This is a genomic window from Photorhabdus khanii NC19 (assembly GCF_000517265.1).
Classification (GTDB): Bacteria; Pseudomonadota; Gammaproteobacteria; order Enterobacterales; family Enterobacteriaceae; genus Photorhabdus; species Photorhabdus khanii.
The window spans coordinates 484,207-506,144 of sequence record NZ_AYSJ01000013.1 but is presented as its reverse complement, the minus strand read 5'-3'; the positions used below and the strand labels follow the sequence as shown (position 1 = coordinate 506,144).

The window sequence follows — 21,938 nt, the reverse complement described above, 5'->3', positions numbered from 1 at the left end:
TAATAACCCATCGCGCCCATTTTGATACCTTTGGAGGAATCGCTATGTCAATAACACATTCTGGTATGCAGTTTATTGGTGGTCACAGGCAAGCAGAGGGAGAACGTTGTTTACACAGCCGGCGGGCAGTGGATAACTCATCAATAGGTTATGTGTTCTATCAGGCGACAGTACATGAGGTCGATCTTGCTGTTCAAGCTGCCGCTGATGCATTTTCACGTTATAGCCAAACATCATTAGAAGAACGTGCCGATTTTTTAGATAAAATTGCGGATGAAATCGATACTCTTGGCAATGACTTCATTGCCCTTGTATCGGAAGAAACGGCTCTTCCGCCAGTCCGACTTCAGGGCGAACGGTTGAGAACGAGCGGGCAAATGAGGCTGTTTGCCACGCTGTTACGCCGTGGTGATATTCATGCTGCCCGCATTGATACGGCACAACCTGAGAGAAAACCTCTCCCCAGAGTTGATATTCGCCAGTGCTATATTCCTCTTGGCCCTATTGCGGTTTTCGGCGCCAGTAATTTCCCTTTGGCTTTTTCAACCGCGGGGGGTGACACGGCGTCAGCATTAGCAGCGGGCTGCTCCGTTGTTTTCAAAGCACATAGCGGTCATATGGCAACCGCCGAAATCATCGCGCAAGCCATTGAACGCGCTGTCATCGCCACACAAATGCCCGCAGGTGTATTTAATATGATTTATGGCAATAGTGTGGGGGCGGATCTCGTCAAACACCCAATGATTCAGGCGGTTGGTTTTACCGGTTCACTCGCGGGTGGGCGTGCATTATTCAATATGGCTATGCAGCGACCACAACCTATTCCGGTTTTTGCTGAAATGTCGAGTATCAACCCGGTCATTGTGCTGCCAAATGCTTTAATACAGCGGGGAAAACAAATTGCCCAAGAACTGGCAAATTCATTCACATTAGGTTGCGGTCAGTTTTGTACTAAACCGGGAATGATTTTGGGTATTCGTTCACCAGAATTTGATCGATTTATTGCTCAATTAGCGCAGGACATCACTCTTCGTCCGGCACAGTCAATGCTAAACCAAGGCACATTACTCAGCTACCAAGAAGGTATTCATCAACTGGATAATGAACCCTTAATGACGCAGTTAGCCACTGGTGAATATCATGAAAATCAGGCAACTACGATGCTGTATCGTGCAGATATTGCTTTGTTGTTGAATAAAAATGCTCTGCTGCAAGAGGAGGTTTTTGGTCCTGTTGTTATTGTGATTGAAGCTGAAAGCCAGCACCAGCTTTTACGCGCAATTGACTGTTTGCAGGGGCAGCTTACCGCGACCTTGATTGGTGAACACGATGAATTAGCTAATGCGCATGAACTCAGCCGACGATTACAGAACATCGCCGGCAGAGTGGTTGTCAATGGCTACCCGACAGGCGTTGAAGTCTGTGATGCCATGGTTCATGGTGGGCCTTACCCAGCGACTTCAGATGCGAGAGGGACTTCGGTTGGCACATTAGCTATCTGGCGTTTTCTGCGTCCGGTATGTTTCCAAAACTATCCCGAATCCTTACTTCCCCCAGCACTGCAAGACCGTAATCCGTTAAATATTTCCCGATTAATCAATGGGGTGATGAGCAGGGATGCATTGTAAATCAGTTTAATACTTGCATTGCTGCTAGTTATGCACATTGCGCCACTGTCACGCGAAATTACCCTACTGGCGTATATCAAATAAGAAACAGAAAAGAGCGAATAATTATGGCGCCATATGAAACCTCTCCACTGCCAAAATCCAATTCAGGGCAGGGAAAATTTAAGAAACAGTTAACACTTACGGATTTAACTTTCATCGGATTAGGTGCCATTTTTGGTTCTGGCTGGTTATTTGCTGCCAGTCATGTGTCTGTTATTGCCGGGCCAGCAGGGATTTTTTCCTGGGTAATTGGTGGTATCGCTGTGCTCTTACTCGGCATTGTGTATTGCGAATTGGGTGCAGCTCTGCCGAAATCAGGTGGCATTATTCGTTATCCGATGTTTTCTCATGGTGAACTCATGGGATATTTAATGGGTTCTATCACCTTAATTGCGTTTTCCAGCCTGATAGCCATTGAAGTTGTCGCTGCCCGGCAATATGCGGCTGCGTGGTTCCCTTTTCTCAGTCAGCCGGGTTCTGGTGATCCGACTCTGGCAGGCTGGTTGGTTCAATTTATTTTATTAGCATTTTTCTTTTACCTTAACTACAACAGCGTAAAAACTTTTGCGAAATTCAACAATATTATTAGTCTCTTCAAGTTCATCGTTCCGCTGCTCGTTATTGCTATCCTTTTTAATTATTTTAATCCGAGTAATCTGCAAGTTCATGGATTCTCCCCGTTTGGGATCTCTGGTGTTGAAGCCGCGGTTTCAGCGGGCGGTATTATCTTTGCTTATCTTGGCCTGACGCCAATTATTTCTGTTGCCGGTGAAGTGGAGAAACCGCAAAAAACCATCCCTATTGCTCTTATTCTGTCTATTTTACTGTCTACGGTCATTTATGTTTTATTACAGTTAGCTTTTCTTGGCGGAATACCCTCTGATCTGCTCTTTGGCGGCTGGAACCAAATTGGGCAATATTTTTCACTGCCGTTTCGTGATATAGCCTTAATACTCGGTGCGGGATGGCTCGCTTTTTTGGTGGTATGTGATGCAGTGATCTCTCCAAGCGGCACTGGGAATATTTATATGAATGCGACTCCGCGTGTTATCTATGGCTGGGCAAAAAGTGGCACGTTATTTAATGTGTTTACCCATATCGATGAAAAATCGGGAATACCACGTCCTGCACTCTGGTTGACGTTTATTCTTTCTATTTTTTGGACATTACCTTTTCCTTCATGGGAAAAACTTATCAGTGTTGTTTCAGCAGCGTTAGTCCTGAGCTACGCATTAGCGCCAGTCACGGCCTCTGCTTTACGCCGTAATGCCAAAGGGATGAAACGCCCTTTTTATGTTAAAGGGTTTATCATCATTGGCCCGCTCTCTTTTATTGTTTCCGCCTTCATTGTTTACTGGTCTGGTTGGAAAACCGTTTCCTGGCTGCTCGGATTACAAATTATCTTGTTCTTCATCTACTTGTTATTCAAAAACAGAATCCCCACAGGCAAAGTGAGCCTGCGCCAACAGATAATCTCTGCCTTGTGGCTGATCGGTTTCTACAGTGCCATGATCATTTTGTCCTATCTAGGCACATTTGGTGGGAAAGGCATTATTCCTGCACCCTGGGATATCGTTGCAGTGGCAGTGATGTCTTTGATTGCCTTTTATTGGGGAACCTTTAGTGCTCTGCCCAACGCTATTTTACCAACGGAAGATGAGGATTGATTAGAGTGCTAATGGAACATTTTGATTGCTCCTCTTCCTAATTGGGGTAAAGCCTGTTCTGGCTTTACCTACCAACCTATCTGGAAAAAACAACCCCCATTATTTTGAATGAGGTTTGTCAGCGGTCTGAAATCCCTCGATGAAAATCGAGGGATTTGTGTAGGAAAGACAACGGATCTCGGGGATTATCTTGTTAAAACTGACAAATAAGAGCTGTATCAAGGCAATTTCGTTGATAATCATCCCAAAAACCTAGGGGATAATCCTCAATATCGCTTTTTAACAGCATTGGTTTTTGCCATCTAAATTGTTTGAATCCCGCTTTTTGGATAGCCGCTTGATATTGTTCACGACTCCAATGATACATGGTGAAAGGGCTGGGTGGTGTGGTAAGAAATTCAGCTCTCACGAGAGTTGTGTCTTTCACGGGCTCTTTACTCAGAATTTTTATACAATAATTTTCATACTTCACTTTTTCTAATCGACAATCAGGTTCAGCGGTATACGCAATGAGTTTACCTGAAGGCTTGAGATGAGCGGCAATGACACGGAACATAGTTTCAAGGTCTTCAATAGATTCTGCATGGCAGAATAACCAGGCTGCATTGACTATGTCAAATTTGCCAAATGACTCCATCTTGCAGACATTTCTTACGTGAAATTCGATATCGTCACCGTATTGTTGTGATTTGCTTTTCGCAATTGCTATCATGTTATCTGATATATCGACTCCAATGACTTTTGACGCACCACGATTTTTGTATTCTCGACTAAAAAGACCATATCCACAGGCTAAATCTAACACTGATTTCCCGTGTATATCTCCTGCCAGATCGAAGACAGTTCTGATTTCTACTTTGATATGGGCAGCAGCATCTGAAAAACTCTCGTAAAGATGTGCAATAGGATCATATAAAGTGTTATCTTTCATGTTTTTTATCCTTAGCTAAAGGTCAAAGTACTTTATTTATCGAAGAGATATTATTTAGTATGAATTTAATAATTACTGAAGGTCTTTCTCTTATTATATACTAATACGTTAGTGATGAATTAGATATACCCGTTATCTTTCAAGTTGCTGCTTTGTTGGATGCACTCGCTCACCCCGGTCACAGAGTTATCTATGCTCTTGGGAATACCTATAATATGTTTTGTAGAACTATTATTTTTGTAGTAATTATGTCGTGTCATCAATTGTTGAAATAAGCGATACATACAAGCAACTATCTTGAACGATAATTTATGAGGTAGCCCGGTGATACAACTCATCCTATTTTGCGTTCTTTCTGAGCATTGCATTTAGCGATTTGGTTCGGCACACCAAATCGCTGGCTGGGTAATAAAAAACCAAAAGTGGAAAGCAGGTATACCTATTGATCACACCGTTAAGATTCCTGAAAAAATCTCCCGGCGTGATCTTTTGCCTATTATGACTGGCCGAAATTATGCACTAATCATAGCGCAAAGCTATCCATCACTTCATGGCGCAGCTCGTGATAACCTTCTTCATTAAAGCCATGTCTCCAGTAAGGGATAGCATACAGCTGGTGGCGTTCATAACCTTTTTCACGGCGAACATAGCGACGAAGCGCTTTTACCATTTTATCTTCACCGGCAAGCCAGAAAGTGACATCTTCTGTTGGTAATGACCAGGATTTGAACGTGGATACCATCTTGTCAGTCACTTCAACACCGCCGGTAATCCAGTGGATTGTTATTCCCGCCGGTTTTTTCAACTTCTGAATATCTTGTTCACTTTCGATACGGATAATCACCTGCCCGGCAGCGTCTGGTTTCATTGTTTCCAATAGCGCCGCAATTGCCGGCAGGGAACTTGGGTCGCCGGCCATATAATAGTTGCTGACTTTTGGCAGTAGTGGATCAGGGCCTCCGGGGTTAGTGATGCCGATCCAGTCACCGATTTTGGCTCTGTGAGCAAACTCCACCGCCGGACCGCCATGGTCATGCAGTGCGAACTCAATATCGATCTCTTTTTGTTCGGAACGGAGAGCCCGAACAGTGTAAGCACGGGTAACCGGGCGCAGTTCTTTTGCCGGCCATATTGGGCCTTCTGGGGATAGAGTGGGTAAGATCGGTTTGGTCTGTCCCGGAAGAGGTAAAAATATTTTTACCAGCCCGCCTTCGCATTCAGTGGGATAAGTGTTCAGGTTTTCACTTTCGAAAGTAATGCTGCGCATATTGGGGGTTACGTCGAAAATTTTTTTTACCTGAACAAGCCTCGGTGGTGCAGGGCGGTAAATATTTTTCTCTTCAATTGTTTTATTCGCCACGTAAAATTCCTCTGGAAAATTTATCGAAGGTAATGATCTGATAAAGCAAAATGCAGTGTAACAGTAATTAACACAAATGCTAATCATTATCATTCAATAAATTGCACTGATGCTAGTAATTTGATTTATTTGTCTTTTTCAATCCAGTGATAATTGAATTTCTATTTCTGTACCACCATTTTTACGGTTTTTTATCTGTAATTGTCCACCGATAAGAGTGACTCTGTCTTGCATAATAGCCAGTCCAAATCTGTTTTTATCAATTGCATTTAGATCGATGCCTCGGCCATTGTCACTGACAACAGCAATGATTTTGTCATCAATAGGATAAATACGGATACTGATCCAGTTTGCATTGGAATGCTTGTAGCAATTGTTTAGACACTCCCGGATGATTTGTATTAAATGTTTACAGTAACTGTCAGGGATGTGCTGATGTGTCAGACGGTAATTGAATTCAATATTGAAGCCCAGACGATGGTTAAACTCATTAATCAACGTCTGTAAAGATTCTTGCAGATTACATTGAGGCTGTTCGTTCCTGAAGGTTGCTAATAATTCTCTTAGCTGGCGGTAAGCGATATTCAATTCATCCTTAATCATATTGAGCGAGGTTAAACTTTGCTTGGATAAGTTGTCACTACCGATATACAGGCAATTAACCTGAATCTTAAGGAAAGAGAGCGATTGGGCAATTGAATCGTGGAGTTCGCGGGAAATAGCCGCCCTTTCTGCTGCCAAGATACTCTGATGGTAGCACTGGATTTGGTTTTCCCGTAACAGTTTATTCGTCATTAAGGCAACCACATTCTGAACCAGGCTTTTTTCATCGGGGGTCAGATCACTATTTCTGTGTGTTTTTATCCAGAGTGTCCCATAGTTATCAATATTATCATCCAGATTCCATCTCATAATCAGAGGCATATCGAAATAGGGGCACTGGTGGGGATTGCGGAAGAAATATTCTTGTTGCGATGGATAAAGGATGATTTTGGCTTCACAGAAAGGGATCAGGCGATTGAGATGAGAAAAAATCTCCTGTAGCTTTTCAGGAAGAAGTTTACAGTTTTGTAGTTTGAAATGGCTTTGACAGAGGAAATCCAAATGGCCATTTTTTTGTTTCAGTGCGTTAATTTCTGCTTTGTATCTTGAATGTTGCCATTCTTTGACAGGAACAGAGTTATATACTACTTTTATCAGGAAATACACATTTGTAATGCTTAACATTATCAGCAACGGTAGAATTAAATCTTGAATAGACTGTTTGTTAATCAATAACAGTATAAAAAGTAAAAATAAATTTATAATAGAGTTGATTACAAACAACTTTTGGTTTGTGAAGATAGAGTTATTTGAACTTGTTTTCATCAGGTTAAGATTCCGTTCTGCGATACTGATGAAAACTTTAGCTCAATTTATTAAATAGTGTTAACAATTACTTTAATTTCATGCCTGCTGCTGTCATCAGAAGGCGAAATAGTGTGGAGACAGCAAAAAGAGTCATCACACTGCAAAGCCAGATTACCGCCATCCAGCCTATCCGTTTCCATACGGAAGGGCGTTGGATATTTTGATCAGTGGTAGCCTTGTTCATGGTTCACTTTCCCCCGGAAAACGTAGTAGCTCCAATAGGTATAAACCAGGATCACTGGGATGATCAGCAGGGCGCCAACCAGCATAAAACCTAAACTTTGTTGTGGTGCTGCGGCGGCTTCATAGCTGATCGCTGGTGGGATCAGGTTAGGCCAGATACTGATACCCAATCCGCTGTAGCCAAGGAAAACCAGCAACAGCGCTAACAGAAATGGTGTGTAATGGGTTTTGTGTTTGATGGAGCGCAGCAGTTTCCAGCCGGACCATACCACTAACAGTGGTACAGGAAGGAAGAACAATAAATTAGGTAAACTGAACCAACGTTCTGCAATTGCCGGATGGATTAATGGTGTCCACAAACTGATAATGGCGATGACAGCTAGCATCAGAAAAATGAGTGGGCGGGCTACACGGTACATCGCCTGTTGCAGATGGCCTTCAGTTTTCATAATCAGCCAGCCGCAGCCTAACAGGGCGTAAGCAACGATAAGCCCAAAGCCACAGAACAGCGGGAACGGTGAGAACCAGTCAAAATAGCCACCCGCATAAGCCCGGTTTTCAACAGGGAACCCCTGAATAAAGGCACCAACTACAATCCCCTGAACGAAGGTGGCAATCACAGAACCACCGATAAAGGCTTTATCCCAGATATGACGATGCTCAGGCGTGGATTTGAAACGAAACTCAAAGGCGACGCCACGAAATATCAGGCCAAATAACATTAATGTCAGGGGGATGGTCAACGCGTCAAGGATAACAGCATAAGCCAGAGGAAAAGCACCGAATAAACCCGCACCCCCAAGTACCAGCCAGGTTTCGTTACCATCCCAGACGGGGGCGACACTGTTCATCATTAAATCACGGTCGCTGTCGCTTTTAACCGTGGGATAGAGCAGCCCAATCCCAAGATCAAAACCATCCATGACAATGTACATCATGGTGCTGAACACAATGATGATGAACCAGATTAACGGCAGATCAATACCCATTTTCTAACTCCTTTTTGGGGCCTTTGCGGATAAGTTTCATCATATAGGCGTAACCCACACCAAATACCGAGCTATAAACCACGATAAACAGCAACAGGCTGATGCTCATATGGATTTCACCGTGTGCGGATACAGCGTCTTTAGTGCGTAACAGACCATAAACCACCCATGGTTGACGGCCTATTTCTGTGGTAAACCAGCCGGCAAGAATGGCGATCAGGCCGGAAGGTGCCATCAAAAATATAAAACGCAGGAAGGGTTTTGATTGGTAAAGCCGTTGCTTATAACGTAACCAGAGTCCCCAGCAACCGGCAATGATCATCAGCATACCCAGGCCGACCATCACTCTGAATGACCAGAAAACCATCAGGGCATTTGGTCTGTCTTCCGGTGGAAACTCTTTAAGAGCAGGAACCTGTTTATCGATGCTGTGAGTCAAAATCAGGCTGGCGAGATATGGGATCTCCACGGCATAACGCGTCTCTTCCCGTTCCATATCAGGAATACCGAACAGGATCAGCGGAGTCGCTTCGCCGGGACGATTTTCCCAATGGCCTTCCATTGCCGCGACTTTAGCGGGTTGATGCTTGAGTGTGTTAAGACCGTGAGCATCACCAATCAACGCCTGCAAAGGCGCAATAATCAGGATCATCCACATCGACATGGAGAGCATTTTTTTCATTGCTGTCGAGTCATTGCCTTTTAATAAATGCCATGCCGCTGAAGCTGCAACAAAGAATGCTGAGGCAAGGAATGCCGCAGTACACATGTGAGCCAGACGGTATGGAAAGGAGGGATTGAATATGACTGCGAGCCAGTCGACGGGGACGACCTGATTATTGATAATTTCATGGCCTTGTGGGGTTTGCATCCAGCTGTTGGAGGCCAGTATCCAAAAGGTGGATATTAGAGTACCTAGCGCAACCATACAGGTGGCGAAAAAATGTAACTTCTCACCCACACGGTTCCAGCCAAATAACATCACGCCAAGAAAGCCCGCTTCAAGAAAGAACGCGGTCAGCACTTCGTAAGTCAGCAAGGGGCCAGTGATCGAACCGGCAAACTCGGAGAAAAAACTCCAGTTGGTGCCGAATTGATAAGCCATAACCAGGCCGGAAACCACGCCCATGCCGAAGTTAACGGCAAAAATTTTCGACCAGAAGTGATATAACTCTTTGTAATCACTATGACGGGTTTTTAGCCATAATCCTTCCAGTACCGCTAAAAAACTCGCCAGCCCAATCGTGATTGCTGGAAAGATAATGTGAAAGGAGACAGTAAAAGCGAACTGAATTCTGGCCAGTTCCAGGGCACTTAAACCAAACATAGTGACCTCTTATTTTAGTTTGAATAAAGGCAGGAAAAGTATGTGGGTAAGTAGAGCATGAAAAAAATAACTATAATAGTGACAATTTTCTGTATATTAACTATAACAGTTTCCACGGAGGTCTGAACTTATGACGCGTTATGAACAATTTGCCAAGCAAATTCTGCAACATATTGAAGATGGTACCTGGCTGGTAGGCGATAGATTACCTTCTCTGAGAGAGTCAGTGAAATTATCGGGTTTGAGTTTGATGACGGTTGTTCAGTCGTATCAGTTATTGGAAAGTCAGGGATGGATCGCTTCCCGGCCTCAGTCTGGTTATTATGTCACCAAGCGTTTACAACCATTTGCGGCGGTGAAAGGGGGAAAGCGATTACATCTGAGCGAAAGCGTGGAAATAAGCGCTTCTATTTTTGATGTATTACAAGCGTGCAAAGATCCCTCGATTATTCCTTTTGGTTCAGCATTCCCGGATCCATCCTTATTGATTCAGCCTAAACTTACCAAAGCGTTAGCGGCAGTCGCCAGGCGAATTGCGCCGCATAGCTCTTTAGCTAACTTACCACCGGGTAACGATAAGTTACGCCGTAACATATCGCGCCGCTACGCGATGCATGGTATTCATGTTTCTCCTGATGAAATTGTCATTACCGCCGGTGCGATGGAATCATTAAGTTTCAGTTTGCAGTCAGTGACTGAGCCGGGTGATTGGGTGGTCATTGAATCACCGGCTTTCTATGGTGCTTTGCAGGCAATTGAACGTTTACGCTTAAAAGCGGTGGCAATAAAAACCGATCCGCAAAACGGTATTGATTTAGATGCGTTGGAGGAGGTGCTGCAAAAATATCCGGTAAAAGCCTGCTGGTTAATGACTCACTTCCAGAATCCATTGGGCGGAACGATGTCTGCCGAAAATAAATTACGATTGGTGAATATCCTTAACAGTAACCAAATAGTACTGATTGAAGATGATGTGTATGGTGAACTCTATTTCGATCAGCAACGGCCTGTACCGGCGAAAGGGTTGGACAGTGAAAGCAACTTTATGCATTGTTCTTCGTTTTCTAAATGTCTGGCGCCCGGATTCCGGGTGGGGTGGGTCGCGGCAGGAAAGCACGCCAGAAAAATCCAGCAGTTACAAATGATGAGTACCGTTTCTGCCAGCATGCCGACACAACTGGCTATTGCCGATTATCTAGCCGAAGGGGGATACGATAAACATTTGCGCCGTCTTCGCCGTATATTGGAACAGCGTCAACACCAAATGCTACGGGCGATTGGTGACTATATGCCTGCATCAGTGAAAGTGAATCGCCCGAAAGGCGGGTATTTCCTCTGGCTGGAATTTGAGCCACTGTTTAGTGCCGAGCGGCTTTATCAACTGGCGTTGGCGGAAGGGATCAGTATTGCGCCTGGCAGTATGTTTTGTACCAGCCAACAGTTTAACCATGCCTTTCGTCTTAATGCCTCTTTTGATTGGAATGAGGAAATGGAACGTGCTATGCAGACTTTAGGTCATCTTTGCCATACTTTATTGGCTGAATGTGGATAATAACTATAACACATTGGTCAGGGTGAAACTTAGTTCAAGCGCTACAGAGGAAGGAGCAAGCCACATATAGAGTGCTTAAATAGAAAAAATCAGGTATATCCCTTTGACATATTTCTCCTGGTGCTTATTATGGATATATAAGAAGTATATCCCTATGGAGGAGGATCTTATGGTGCAAACAACAGTATTTAAAAGTAACCGTTCTCAAGCAGTCCGACTTCCCAAAGCTGTAGCTCTACCGGAAGAAGTGAAACGGGTTGATGTGGTGGCTGTGGGGCGTACCCGTATAATCACGCCCGCTGGTGAGTCTTGGGACAGTTGGTTTGACGGTCCTGGTGTGACTGCCGATTTTATGGCAGAACGTGAGCAGCCGCCAGTGCAAGAGCGTGAGGGGCTCTGATGCTGAAATACATGCTTGATACTTGTATCTGTATCTACACTTTCAATAACCGGCCCCAGAAGGTGCGTGAAGCTTTTTTGCGCCATCATGGTCAACTGTGTATCAGTACGGTGACATTAATGGAACTGGTGAAAGGGGCGGAGAAATCAGGAAATCCAGAGGCCAATATGAAGTTAATTGAGGAGTTTGCTGCCAGGTTGGAGGTGCTGAATTTCGATAGTAAGGCTGCTGTGCACTCAGGTCAAGTCATTGCAGAGCTTGAGCGCAATGGTTTGTGCATTGGGGCTTATGACAACCAGATAGCAGGACATGCCAGAAGCCAAGGACTGATTATCGTCACCAATAATGTGCGTGAATTTGAGCGAGTTTCTGGTCTTCGCGTGGAGAACTGGACCAACTAAGGGGGTAATTATTGTATTTATTGCTTGTTTTAATAAAGTGTTTTATATCAGAGATATTCATCATGGTGTCCACGATGAATTTGCGGACACCATTTTGTCAGTTATTTCACTATATCAACTTATTCTATACAACGTGCCCTTACTTCTTTTCTTTCTTCCTGGTTGTCATATTGTTAATCCAATCTTCTAATGTTTCCTTCTGCGCTTTCTCGAATGCGGGCCGCGCGTTTCTCCATGCTTCGTAACTCAGTTGATATTCTGCTTGCGGTAGAAGGTAAGTAGATTGAAATTCGATAGTGCCTTTATTATCTTCTAAAGCGATTATTGAAAATTCAGACCAATATAAGAAGCATGATACACCTCTTGGCGATGTGGCAAGCACGTTTTGTACGAAATTAGATCGAGTCTGCTTTTTACCCGCATATGATAACGCAGCGAGAGCCAGTTGTCTCAAGGGGGTTCTCATCTGGTCTCTCTCCAGATAAGTTAAACCTTGGAAGCTTTCCAGGAAAGAGTTGATCAAAACATCCAGATTACGGCTTTTTTGGACAACATTTTGTACGCTTTTTGATATTAAGGAAAGGATCGGTACACCCGATAATTCTTTTGTAAATGCAAAGAAGTGTTCTTTATTGCCTTTGCCTTCAGGATCTAACGCATTATAACCTGAAACTGCACGACATATATTCACTATAGTTTGCAGACCTTCGGTAACGCTTACCGGATACTTATATGATGTAGCAGATTGATTTGCCAGGAGTATATAATTTTCTGTCGCTGCGGCATTAGCTGGGCTTTGTACTTTGGAATAATCTTCAAGATCGGAAATATCTGTGAAAATGTTATCTGAGCGTTGCCAATCTTTCAGCAACCTTGTTCCTCCTTTCTCAATATGTTCCATCCATTCTTGTGTTTTTTTTACTGCGTAATCAGGATTGCTTAAGGTATTTTCCATGATTTTTGTCCTTTATAGGTTTATTAAACTAGATATTGAATGTTAAAATACTGTTGAAAATAGGGAACGATATTGAGTCCTATTTGCAACAATGCCTATGTAAACTTATTTTTTATCTTAAAATTTTTCGTTAATAGATTTCAAACGATTAATAAACACACTTTCCTATGAGCCAATTATATCTATAAGTGAACGTTTTTCATTATAAAATATTGATGATGGATAGTATGTAATTTAATTTATTTCTCATTGATAAATGATTGTTCATGTGGCGTTTTTATATTAGTATAAAAACGCCATTTGTAAAATTTTCTCTCTGGAAATTAATCTTATAAGATTAATTCATATTGTATAGTTGAACGATATATTTTCATATGCACTGATGGTATATCTCATTCATTATATTATTGTTATCTATTTTTATTGGAAACTAGTCATTCTATGTGATAACTATGATTAATGGTGGAAATTTATTTAAAATATTCTCGAAAGTATGTTTTTAATAATTCCGTTGATCTGGATCAATTAATCTATTTATAAAAATATTTTAATTTATGTTTTTAGTCTGGTTGTCATGCAGTCAATTAAATATTCGATTGATATTTTATTTTCTTTCTCGAATGCCGGTTTTACATTTTCCCATGATGCTTGGCTGAGATTATATTCTGCCTGTGAAAGTTTATAACTGGATGTGAATTTTATAGTACCTTTATTATTCACTCTCTTTATTGTTAACACAGATGAATACAATACAAGTGAAGCGCCATTTGGGGGTTTAGTAAGAGCGTATTGTACGAAATTAGATTGTCTTTCTTTCTCATCAGCATATGATAAAGCAGTATTAGCCAGCGCTTTTAGATAGATTTTGATTGTAATTTTATCCTGAGGAGAGAGTCCTTTAAAGGCTTGGACAAAAGAATCTATTAGGATATCGGTATTATGGCTTTGTTGAATCACAATACTTGAGTCTGCCCACAATAAAGAGAGAAATGGAATATTTGCTATTTCTTTTGTGAATGCAATGAACTTTTTCGCATTGCCATTACCTTCTGGCTTTAAAGGGTCATAACCTGAAGCTATCCGACATAAGTTGATGATAGTTTGCAAACCCTCAGTGACGCTTACTGGGTATTTATATGATGTAGCAGATTTCTTTGCAAATATTGAATATTCATTTGTTACTGCTACACTGGCTGGGCTTTGCACGTTAGAAAGATTTTCAGGTGCCGGGGAATGAGAAAAAATGTTATCGGGGTATTCCTGTGTTTTCAGGTATCTTAGTTTTCCTTGTTTAATATACTCCAGCCACTCTTGAGCCTTTTTAAATTCATAGTCAGAGCTGGTGAATATATTCTTCATGATTATTTTCCTTATAAGTTTATTTAATTAACTATTGAATATTTACTTTTAATCCAGGTTAATTCTGTCTTCAGGAAATATAATTTATTTTAGATCAATAAGATATGGTTTTATTTTGTATGATAAATATTTTTTCTGAAAACTGGTAATATCTATGTCAATTGATAGAAATTGCGTCTATTATATTTCCATAATAGTTTAAAAATACAGTATGTAAAGCTTGTTATCATGAAATTTGTTTTTTAGAGTATTTTATAAAAATAACTCTTTATTATACAACTGGATATGTATTTATATCTGCTAATAATTTATTTTATTATCAATTATATATTGATTTGTTTTTTATTTATATTGATTTTAAATGAATAATTACGAGTGAAGATTGTTGTTGATTATATTATCGTCTTGGTTAAAATGTTTTTTGTCATTTGGTTTATCTTGTTTTATTGTTATTAGATATGAAGGATGGCGATAATAACGAAACTTTAAGAACTTATATTAATCAAGGGAAAGTCGGAGATAAATAAAAAGCGATTTCGATTTTGCCGGAAATTTGAAGCGCCTTCTGAAATAACAGAAGGCTTTAAATTAAATTTGGATAAGTTCAACAGTGATGGATTTCAGGCAGACTTTCCAGTTAGTAAGCAAAATTTGCATTCAATTAATTGTGATAAGGGGATTAAGGCACTTATTCATCAGCATCGTCCGATTGCGTTGCTGGAAGGGATGGTTTGTTACACCGACGCCGTCAAGCTACAATTGAGTTGCTGGCTACGGTTGATTGGTTACTGACACGCGAAAACTGCCCGCCAACACTGATGTCCGTGAAAGAGGGATTACACTATTGGCCTGCCGGTGAAAGGTGGGCTAATCGAAGATTGAAAATAAAAATCCACGCAACTGCGTGGATTTTAAGTGTTTTTCTGATCCTCATGAAATATCGTGAGATGTCATGAGACAGAAAAAAATATTTAGACGTTGAACAAGAAGTTCATCACATCGCCATCTTTAACGATATAATCCTTACCTTCTGAACGCATTTTACCGGCTTCTTTTGCGCCTTGTTCGCCTTTATAAGTGATGAAATCTTCAAAAGCGATAGTTTGCGCGCGGATAAAACCTTTTTCGAAATCAGTGTGGATCTTACCGGCAGCCTGCGGTGCGGTTGCGCCTACAGGGATTGTCCATGCCCGGACTTCTTTCACACCGGCGGTGAAGTAAGTTTGCAGATTCAATAACTGATAACCAGCCCGGATAACGCGGTTTAAACCGGGTTCTTCCAGACCAAGTTCAGCCATAAACTCTTCGCGTTCGTCATCTTCCAGCTCTGCGATATCGGATTCTACCGCAGCACAAACAGGGACGACAACCGATCCCTCTTGTTCTGCGATGGCACGAACAATATCCAGATGAGGATTGTTTTCAAAACCCTCTTCGTTGACATTAGCAATGTACATCGTGGGTTTCAGCGTCAGGAAACTCAAGTAGCGGATAGCGGCTTTCTCTTCGGCACTGAGATCCAATGCTCGCAACATACCGGCTTGTTCCAGATGCGGCAGGCATTTTTCCAGCGCTTCCAGTTCAGCTTTGGCATCTTTATCGCCACCTTTGGCTTTTTTCTGGACACGATGAATGGCTCGCTCACAAGTGTCCAGATCGGAAAGTGCCAGTTCTGTATTGATGATCTCAATATCAGCGGCAGGGTCAACCTGGCCGGAAACGTGAATGATATTGTCGTTAACAAAGCAACGCACAACATGGCCGATAGCTTCCGTTTCACGAATATTAGTCAGAAACTGGTTGCCCAGACCTTCACCTTTTGATGCGCCTTTCACCAGACCAGCAATATCGACGAATTCCATTGTGGTAGGCAGGATACGTTGAGGTTTTACAATTTGCGCCAGTTGCTCAAGCCGTGGATCGGGCATAGGTACTACACCGGTATTGGGTTCAATGGTGCAGAACGGGAAGTTTGCTGCTTCGATACCTGCTTTGGTCAGCGCATTGAATAATGTTGATTTTCCGACGTTAGGCAAGCCAACGATACCGCATTTGAATCCCATAAATTTTCACCTTAAATTACTTATAAATCAAAAGGCTGGGGTAGCCTTTGTGATGAATCAGAAAAAAATTGGCGCCATTATACACGGAATGGCGAGCTATCACGATCCCGCAAATAGGATTTATCTATTCTGTGTCGTCAGGCACTGGCTTTGAAGCTGTGCAAGCGGTTGATCGCTTTATCCATATCTTGTTTCATCAGAATATCAGTGCAGCGCAGAGCTTCATCAATCGCGTCATCAATCAGCTTTTGTTCACTGGCTGGTGGTTTTCCCAGCACAAAGCCAATAACTTTATTTTTATCGCCCGGATGACCGATACCAATACGTAAGCGATAGAAGTTAGGATTATTGCCAAATTTGTTTTGAATATCTTTCAAACCATTATGGCCGCCATGACTTCCGCCCAGCTTCATTTTTGCCACTCCCGGCGGTAAATCGAGTTCATCATGGGCCACCAGAATTTCATCTGGTTGGATACGGTAAAAGGAGGTGAGGGCTGCAACAGATTTACCACTGAGATTCATAAATGTCGTTGGGACTAACAGACGAATATCATGACCGCACATATTAATCCGGGCGGTGTAACCGAAAAATTTACTCTCTTCTTTCAGTGATTGATTGTGGCTCCGAGCGAGTAGATCAACATACCAGGCTCCGGCATTGTGTCTGGTTTGGGCATATTCAGCACCGGGATTAGCCAGACCGACGATTAATTTTATGTTACTCACTATTTTTCTTCACTTTTGGCAGTAAAACAAAAAGAAGAATAGTTTACCTGTCGGGGGCTACAAGTACAAAATTCAGTTTGAAAGCTTGGAAATATTGTTACGAAAATTTTCGAGAGGAAATTGGAAGGAGAAAAGTCATTTACAGATATTAAGCACAAATAGTTTTGATATCTGTTTGGTTTGAAAATATTAAATTTTTTATTATTGCCAGTGGTACAAAAATAGTTAACTACCTAAGTCATAAGAAAGTTTTATTATTGTTTTTTCGAGATAGACTATAATTGAAATAAATTATGTAGAACGATTTTTACGATAATCCAACATGTTGATTATGAAATGATGTTTTTTTAATTTTAGGAGGATGTATGAGTCAAAAAAATGATTTTAAAGCTTTTTCTATTAGTAATAATGCTAATGTGGTGAGTCAGGAAAGATATGAAGAAAGTAAGGATTTGCTGACTGGATTTCCACCAGAAAATATTACTACTCATTTACTAAACAAGGTATTACGTCAGTCATCGACAATAGCATCTGTTGTAGCCAATTTTATCGCAACATATTCCGGCAATGATGTTCTGGATGATGGGGATATAGCTAAACTTATTGTTCAATTAAATAGAGCATTAGAACAAAAAATTGCAATAGAAGTACCTAGTGCTTCATTAACACAAAAAGGTGTTACTCAGCTCACAGATAAAATAGGTAATAGTCATACTCTCGCGGTAACGCAGAAGCTTGTTTCTGATGTAAATGATAACGCTAATAACCGATTGGCAAAAAATCAAAATGGCGCAGATATTCCTGATAAAAACGCGTTTGTGAAAAACCTCGGCTTATCGGAAACGGTAGCGTTAGCAAAAAATGCGGTATCGGCCAATGGTGGAAATTATCCACAGTATTTTAGGTTTAAACAGGTTGAAACACTGCCCACTGAACGTAATGCGACTATGTTAGTTTCTTTGCAGGGTGCTAAACCGACAAGTGAAATAGTCGCGTTTACGCTTTACAATTGGTATGACAATTATATTAAAACAGGTATTGTGCGTGGCGGTAGCGTCGATACTTACGGATATACGATAGATATTAATGGTAAACGAGTTTTTTCTGTTTCTCCTGCGGGTCAGATTGAAGCCGCGTCAGCGAATATAAAGGGGAATGCCGGAGTTTTTAATATAACTCATGACACGGGTAAACATGCATATTGTCAGTTTATTGAAGGGGCAAAAAGAACGGCTTATGTTGGATTTCCAGGTGACGGGTCATCGGATTTTGATATTTGTAACGAAAAAAAATCTAGCAAATTAACAATCGGTGGTGAGTTGGCTGCATATATTAATAATAATCGGGTCTTTTCTGTTTCTCCTGCGGGTCGAATTGAAGCCGCATCGGCAAATTTAAAGGGGGGTGCGGGTATTTTTAACATAATATACGATACAGGCGGACATGCATATTTGCAGTTTTATGAGGGGGCAACAAGAACGGCATTCGTTGGATTTCCGATTGGCGGGTCATCGGATTTTGATATTTGCAATGAAAAAAAATATGGCAGGCTGACAGTTGGCGAGAAGTTGAGATATAACGGTAACCCTATTGCCGTTTTTAATGATAATTGTATCGCCGATACTAACGGTAATCTTAGAGTATCCAGCCCCGTAGTGAGTATTTATCCAGACGGAACTTATGAGCTAACTCGCGAAGCGGAAGGGATGATTGTTAAGCGGATAGAGACCGGGAAATATCGCATCAGCGGCTGTAACGGTTTTGCTAAAGATGGGGAATGGGGAGTTCACGGTGGTACCATCGTCCCGGCAGACAGTAACGGGTTAAATCTTATTTGGGTTTATGAATCGGTAGACACATCCAACGGCGATATAACCATCGAATGTTATCATCGTCAAAATACCGATGCGCCGATATTTGCCCAAAATAAGCGCGTCAAAAGTATTAACGGTGATGGGGAAGTCATTTATTACAATGATGGTGAGTTATGCGACATCCCTGATGGACGAGTACTCAATGTTCGGGTACAACTACCGGAAAAACCACAAGAATAATGTAATCGGGGACACATGGTCCTTTGTTATACGTTGTTATCCGCACTCTCTGTCCTCATTATTTCAACAGCCTTAAAAAGCTGAGTTATTTACTGGGTTCACAGAGAGTCGGCCTTAACTGTCAGTACATCAACGTATTAACCACTCTAGAGATACCTCATTTATTGCCTCACATACTCCGTTTTATTTTTGGTTAGTACCCAGGCTACTGTGCCAGCAGATCGAGGTACCAGGCCTGGCGTTTATCTAAGTGATTACTTATGGTTATCGGCTGATAATTTAATTTCATTATACAAAATTATATAAAGATAATTTAATGTGTTCAGCAGTTGTAACTTAATATAACCGTAAGAATTTTCTGGTATCGCTGATGAATATTAATCATAATTTTCTTGATGTAATGATTTGTAAGGTAATTAAGGGTGTGTCAATCGTCTGTTTTTTACTTACAGCGCTTACACCGCTGAAAAGTTATCCTATTCTACCTGAAACAGGAAAATCTTCGATTAGTATTGAAAGTTGCCAAGAACACCAAAAAGCAGTTATAGAACATAATATTGATAGAAAAAAACAGATAACCGAGCAAGGTAGTAAGAAATTACACGAAGACATCATTCATAAAGAAAAAAAATTATCAGAGCAGAAAGGATGTGGTAAGTGGTTGTCAAAGAAAAGCGCAATAGAAAAAAATGATAGCGGTGAAAAATCCAAAATACCTCGACTATATGAAAATAGTCATCAAGATGATAATCAAAATACGCCTCCTTTAATTTTATCCCGTGGCCCTGAATTCCTTGGTTTATTAAATACAGATCCAAAAAAATTAGCGCAGGACTATATTGTCAACAAATTGAATAGCCAAATAACAAATAACACTCAGAAATGGTTATCACAGTTTGGTACCGCTAAAATTAATTTAAATGTTGATCATCATGGGCGCTTGGATGAAAGCTCTGTAGACTTGCTCATTCCTTTCTATGATGATAAAGATCATTGGCTTGTTTATACCCAATATGGATATCGCCATAAAGATAGCCGTAACACGGTGAATCTAGGCGTCGGAACCCGTTTATTCATAAATGACTGGATGTATGGGGCGAACACTTTTTACGATAATGATTTAACCGGTAATAACAGTCGATTCAGCCTGGGTGGTGAACTGTGGACTAACTACCTAAAAATGTCCACTAACGCATATTTTCGCTTGAGTAATTGGCATAACTCCCGTGATTTAACCAATTATTATGAACGCCCGGCAAGTGGTTATGATCTTATTGCTGATATGTATTTACCTTCAATGCTGTCACTCGGTGCCAAAATAAAATATGAACAATATTTTGGTGATAATGTTGCGTTATTCGGCACTAACAATAGGCAAAAAGATCCATATGCCGCAACTATTGGGGTAAATTATACACCAATTCCACTGATAACAGCTGGGGTTGACTATAAATTAGGAAAAGAGGGGAAAAGTGATGGTATATTTTCGCTCAATGTGAATTATCGATTTGGTACGCCATTATCAGAGCAACTTTCACCGGAGAATGTTTCCTCACTAAGGAGCTTGGCAGGAAGTCGTTACGACTTAGTTGAAAGAAATAATAATATTGTTTTGAATTACTTGAAAAAACAGAAACATATTAGATTAGTGGCCCCTATATTAGAAATTAGTGGTTACGGTGGTGAAGTTAAACCAATAAAGATTCAATCTGACACTCCATTCGAAAATATTGCTTGGGATATGCCTGAATTATTCCAAAAGAATGGTGGAATTATAAATATAGAAAGTAATAATGGTTATACAATTCGGTTGCCAGAATATCAACCTGACGGAAAAAATGATTATGTAATAACAGGTACAGGTAAGGATGATCAGCAGGGAATACAGATACAAGCCAATGTATTGCAGCGTAATATTTCTTTGAGTGTTAATACAACGGATCCTTTAGTTGCTGATGGAAATGCGAAATATGTCTACACAGCCACTTTGCTTGGAGCTGACAGAAAAACGCCGATAGAAAATGCTAAATTGGTTTGGGATACGGATAAAAAAGATCCTGGATTGAAATTAAAACCTGATTCAGAGGCAACAGATAAAAATGGGCAACAGACTGCGACATTAACGAGTACAACACCATTATCCGATATACAAGTCAGTGTCAGTATTAATGGTGAACGTGTTACTACGGATAAAAAGGTCAGTTTTAATGAGGTCGACACTAGTTATCATGTCACCGGTGTCACGGTGGACAAAGACGGCGGGCTCTATAATAACGGCACTGACAGTTATACCTTCACGGCGACGGTGGTGGATGCGTATGGCAAGCCGGTGGCGGATAAACCGGTTGATATTGACTGGCAGATGGATAAAACGGTGGCCGGATTAACCCTGACGAAGCAGAGCAGCCCGGTGAGTAACGCCCAGGGACAGGTCACGGCGACGTTAAGCAGTACGGCGGCGGTAGCGGATGTGCAGGTGTCGGCAAAAACGGCCACTCAGTCGGCGGCGGNGNACGCTAACAGGCGGTCAGCTTTGCGGAGCTCAGCACCAGCTATCAGGTTACCCATGTAACGGTGGACAAAGACGGCGGACTCTACAATAACGGCACTGACACTTATACCTTCACGGCGACGGTGGAAGATGCGTATGGCAATCTGGTAGTGGATAAACCGATCGATATCGACTGGCAGACAGACCCAACGGTTGATGGATNTGAAACTGACGAAACAAAGCAGCCCGGTGAGTAATGCGCAGGGGCAGGTCACCGCGACCTTAAGCAGCACGGTGGCAGTGGCGGATGTGCAGGTGTCGGCGAAAACGGCCACTCAGTCGGCGGCGGTAAACGCTAACAGGGCGGTCAGCTTTGCGGAGCTCAGCACCAGCTATCA

18 protein-coding genes are annotated in these 21,938 nt (G+C 41.6%); 8 read left to right on the top strand and 10 right to left on the bottom strand.

The genetic code is table 11. The annotated features are described in order from the left end of the window. The first annotated feature begins 44 nt into the window (after nucleotides 1–44). Both PTE_RS14225 and PTE_RS14220 read left to right on the top strand, forming a co-directional pair. Nucleotides 45–1,628 carry an aldehyde dehydrogenase (NADP(+)) gene (locus tag PTE_RS14225; RefSeq protein WP_036847693.1) on the top strand — a complete coding sequence of 528 codons (1,584 nt, stop codon included), beginning with the start codon at nucleotides 45–47 and terminating at the stop codon, nucleotides 1,626–1,628. Nucleotides 1,629–1,735: 107 nt separating this feature from the next. Then, nucleotides 1,736–3,337, top strand: coding sequence for an APC family permease (locus PTE_RS14220; protein ID WP_051477408.1), 1,602 nt, complete (start codon nucleotides 1,736–1,738; stop codon nucleotides 3,335–3,337). A gap of 193 nt (nucleotides 3,338–3,530) precedes the next feature. Here the strand turns inward: PTE_RS14220 and PTE_RS14215 are convergent, their stop codons facing one another. The 6 genes from PTE_RS14215 to PTE_RS14195 all read right to left on the bottom strand — a co-directional run bounded on the left by PTE_RS14215 (nucleotide 3,531) and on the right by PTE_RS14195 (nucleotide 9,537). After that, nucleotides 3,531–4,268, bottom strand: a complete 738-nt coding sequence (locus PTE_RS14215) for a class I SAM-dependent DNA methyltransferase (RefSeq protein WP_036847690.1) — start codon at nucleotides 4,266–4,268, stop codon at nucleotides 3,531–3,533. Between the two features lie 523 nt (nucleotides 4,269–4,791). Further along, nucleotides 4,792–5,628, bottom strand: a complete 837-nt coding sequence (locus PTE_RS14210; protein WP_036847687.1) for a siderophore-interacting protein — start codon at nucleotides 5,626–5,628, stop codon at nucleotides 4,792–4,794. Between the two features lie 138 nt (nucleotides 5,629–5,766). Further along, complete coding sequence (locus PTE_RS14205) at nucleotides 5,767–6,855, bottom strand: histidine kinase (RefSeq protein ID WP_239002303.1); 1,089 nt, start codon at nucleotides 6,853–6,855, stop codon at nucleotides 5,767–5,769. Nucleotides 6,856–7,063: 208 nt separating this feature from the next. Then, nucleotides 7,064–7,222, bottom strand: a complete 159-nt coding sequence (locus PTE_RS23835) for a DUF2474 domain-containing protein (RefSeq protein WP_071992984.1) — start codon at nucleotides 7,220–7,222, stop codon at nucleotides 7,064–7,066. Further along, the gene (cydB, locus tag PTE_RS14200) at nucleotides 7,203–8,210 is read right to left on the bottom strand and encodes a cytochrome d ubiquinol oxidase subunit II (protein WP_036847681.1); all 1,008 of its coding nucleotides are present in this window, start codon (nucleotides 8,208–8,210) and stop codon (nucleotides 7,203–7,205) included. Before cydB ends, PTE_RS23835 begins: the two co-directional genes overlap by 20 nt. Then, complete coding sequence (locus PTE_RS14195) at nucleotides 8,200–9,537, bottom strand: cytochrome ubiquinol oxidase subunit I (RefSeq protein WP_036847678.1); 1,338 nt, start codon at nucleotides 9,535–9,537, stop codon at nucleotides 8,200–8,202. Before PTE_RS14195 ends, cydB begins: the two co-directional genes overlap by 11 nt. A gap of 130 nt (nucleotides 9,538–9,667) precedes the next feature. On the opposite strand from PTE_RS14195, the gene PTE_RS14190 reads away from it, so the two are divergent. From PTE_RS14190 to vapC, 3 genes are all read left to right on the top strand, one after another. Then, nucleotides 9,668–11,089, top strand: a complete 1,422-nt coding sequence (locus PTE_RS14190; protein WP_036847676.1) for an aminotransferase-like domain-containing protein — start codon at nucleotides 9,668–9,670, stop codon at nucleotides 11,087–11,089. 169 nt (nucleotides 11,090–11,258) lie between these two features. Beyond that, on the top strand, nucleotides 11,259–11,489 hold the full coding sequence (gene vapB, locus PTE_RS14185) for a type II toxin-antitoxin system VapB family antitoxin (RefSeq protein ID WP_036847672.1): 231 nt from the start codon (nucleotides 11,259–11,261) through the stop codon (nucleotides 11,487–11,489). Then, on the top strand, nucleotides 11,489–11,890 hold the full coding sequence (gene vapC / locus PTE_RS14180; RefSeq protein WP_036847669.1) for a type II toxin-antitoxin system tRNA(fMet)-specific endonuclease VapC: 402 nt from the start codon (nucleotides 11,489–11,491) through the stop codon (nucleotides 11,888–11,890). The genes vapB and vapC overlap by 1 nt, the downstream gene beginning before the upstream one ends. A 139-nt stretch (nucleotides 11,891–12,029) precedes the next feature. Here the strand turns inward: vapC and PTE_RS14175 are convergent, their stop codons facing one another. Both PTE_RS14175 and PTE_RS14170 read right to left on the bottom strand, forming a co-directional pair. Continuing rightward, entirely contained in the window at nucleotides 12,030–12,845 is an 816-nt protein-coding gene (locus PTE_RS14175; protein WP_036847667.1) for a hypothetical protein, read from the bottom strand. 552 nt (nucleotides 12,846–13,397) lie between these two features. Further along, a complete protein-coding gene (locus PTE_RS14170; protein ID WP_036847665.1) occupies nucleotides 13,398–14,204 on the bottom strand; it encodes a hypothetical protein in 807 nt (268 codons plus the stop codon). A gap of 594 nt (nucleotides 14,205–14,798) precedes the next feature. On the opposite strand from PTE_RS14170, the gene PTE_RS25765 reads away from it, so the two are divergent. Beyond that, a complete protein-coding gene (locus PTE_RS25765; RefSeq protein WP_157890153.1) occupies nucleotides 14,799–14,996 on the top strand; it encodes a hypothetical protein in 198 nt (65 codons plus the stop codon). 179 nt (nucleotides 14,997–15,175) lie between these two features. On the opposite strand, the gene ychF is transcribed toward PTE_RS25765, so the two are convergent. Both ychF and pth read right to left on the bottom strand, forming a co-directional pair. After that, entirely contained in the window at nucleotides 15,176–16,267 is a 1,092-nt protein-coding gene (gene ychF, locus PTE_RS14160; protein WP_036847661.1) for a redox-regulated ATPase YchF, read from the bottom strand. Between the two features lie 137 nt (nucleotides 16,268–16,404). Then, nucleotides 16,405–16,995 (bottom strand): aminoacyl-tRNA hydrolase, encoded by a 591-nt coding sequence (gene pth / locus PTE_RS14155; RefSeq protein WP_036847659.1) that lies wholly within the window; start codon nucleotides 16,993–16,995, stop codon nucleotides 16,405–16,407. A gap of 365 nt (nucleotides 16,996–17,360) precedes the next feature. On the opposite strand from pth, the gene PTE_RS14150 reads away from it, so the two are divergent. After that, the gene (locus tag PTE_RS14150; RefSeq protein ID WP_036847657.1) at nucleotides 17,361–19,049 is read left to right on the top strand and encodes a phage tail protein; all 1,689 of its coding nucleotides are present in this window, start codon (nucleotides 17,361–17,363) and stop codon (nucleotides 19,047–19,049) included. Nucleotides 19,050–19,419: 370 nt separating this feature from the next. Then, nucleotides 19,420–21,621 carry an inverse autotransporter beta domain-containing protein gene (locus tag PTE_RS22895; RefSeq protein ID WP_051477407.1) on the top strand — a complete coding sequence of 734 codons (2,202 nt, stop codon included), beginning with the start codon at nucleotides 19,420–19,422 and terminating at the stop codon, nucleotides 21,619–21,621. Nucleotides 21,622–21,938: the final 317 nt, after the last annotated feature.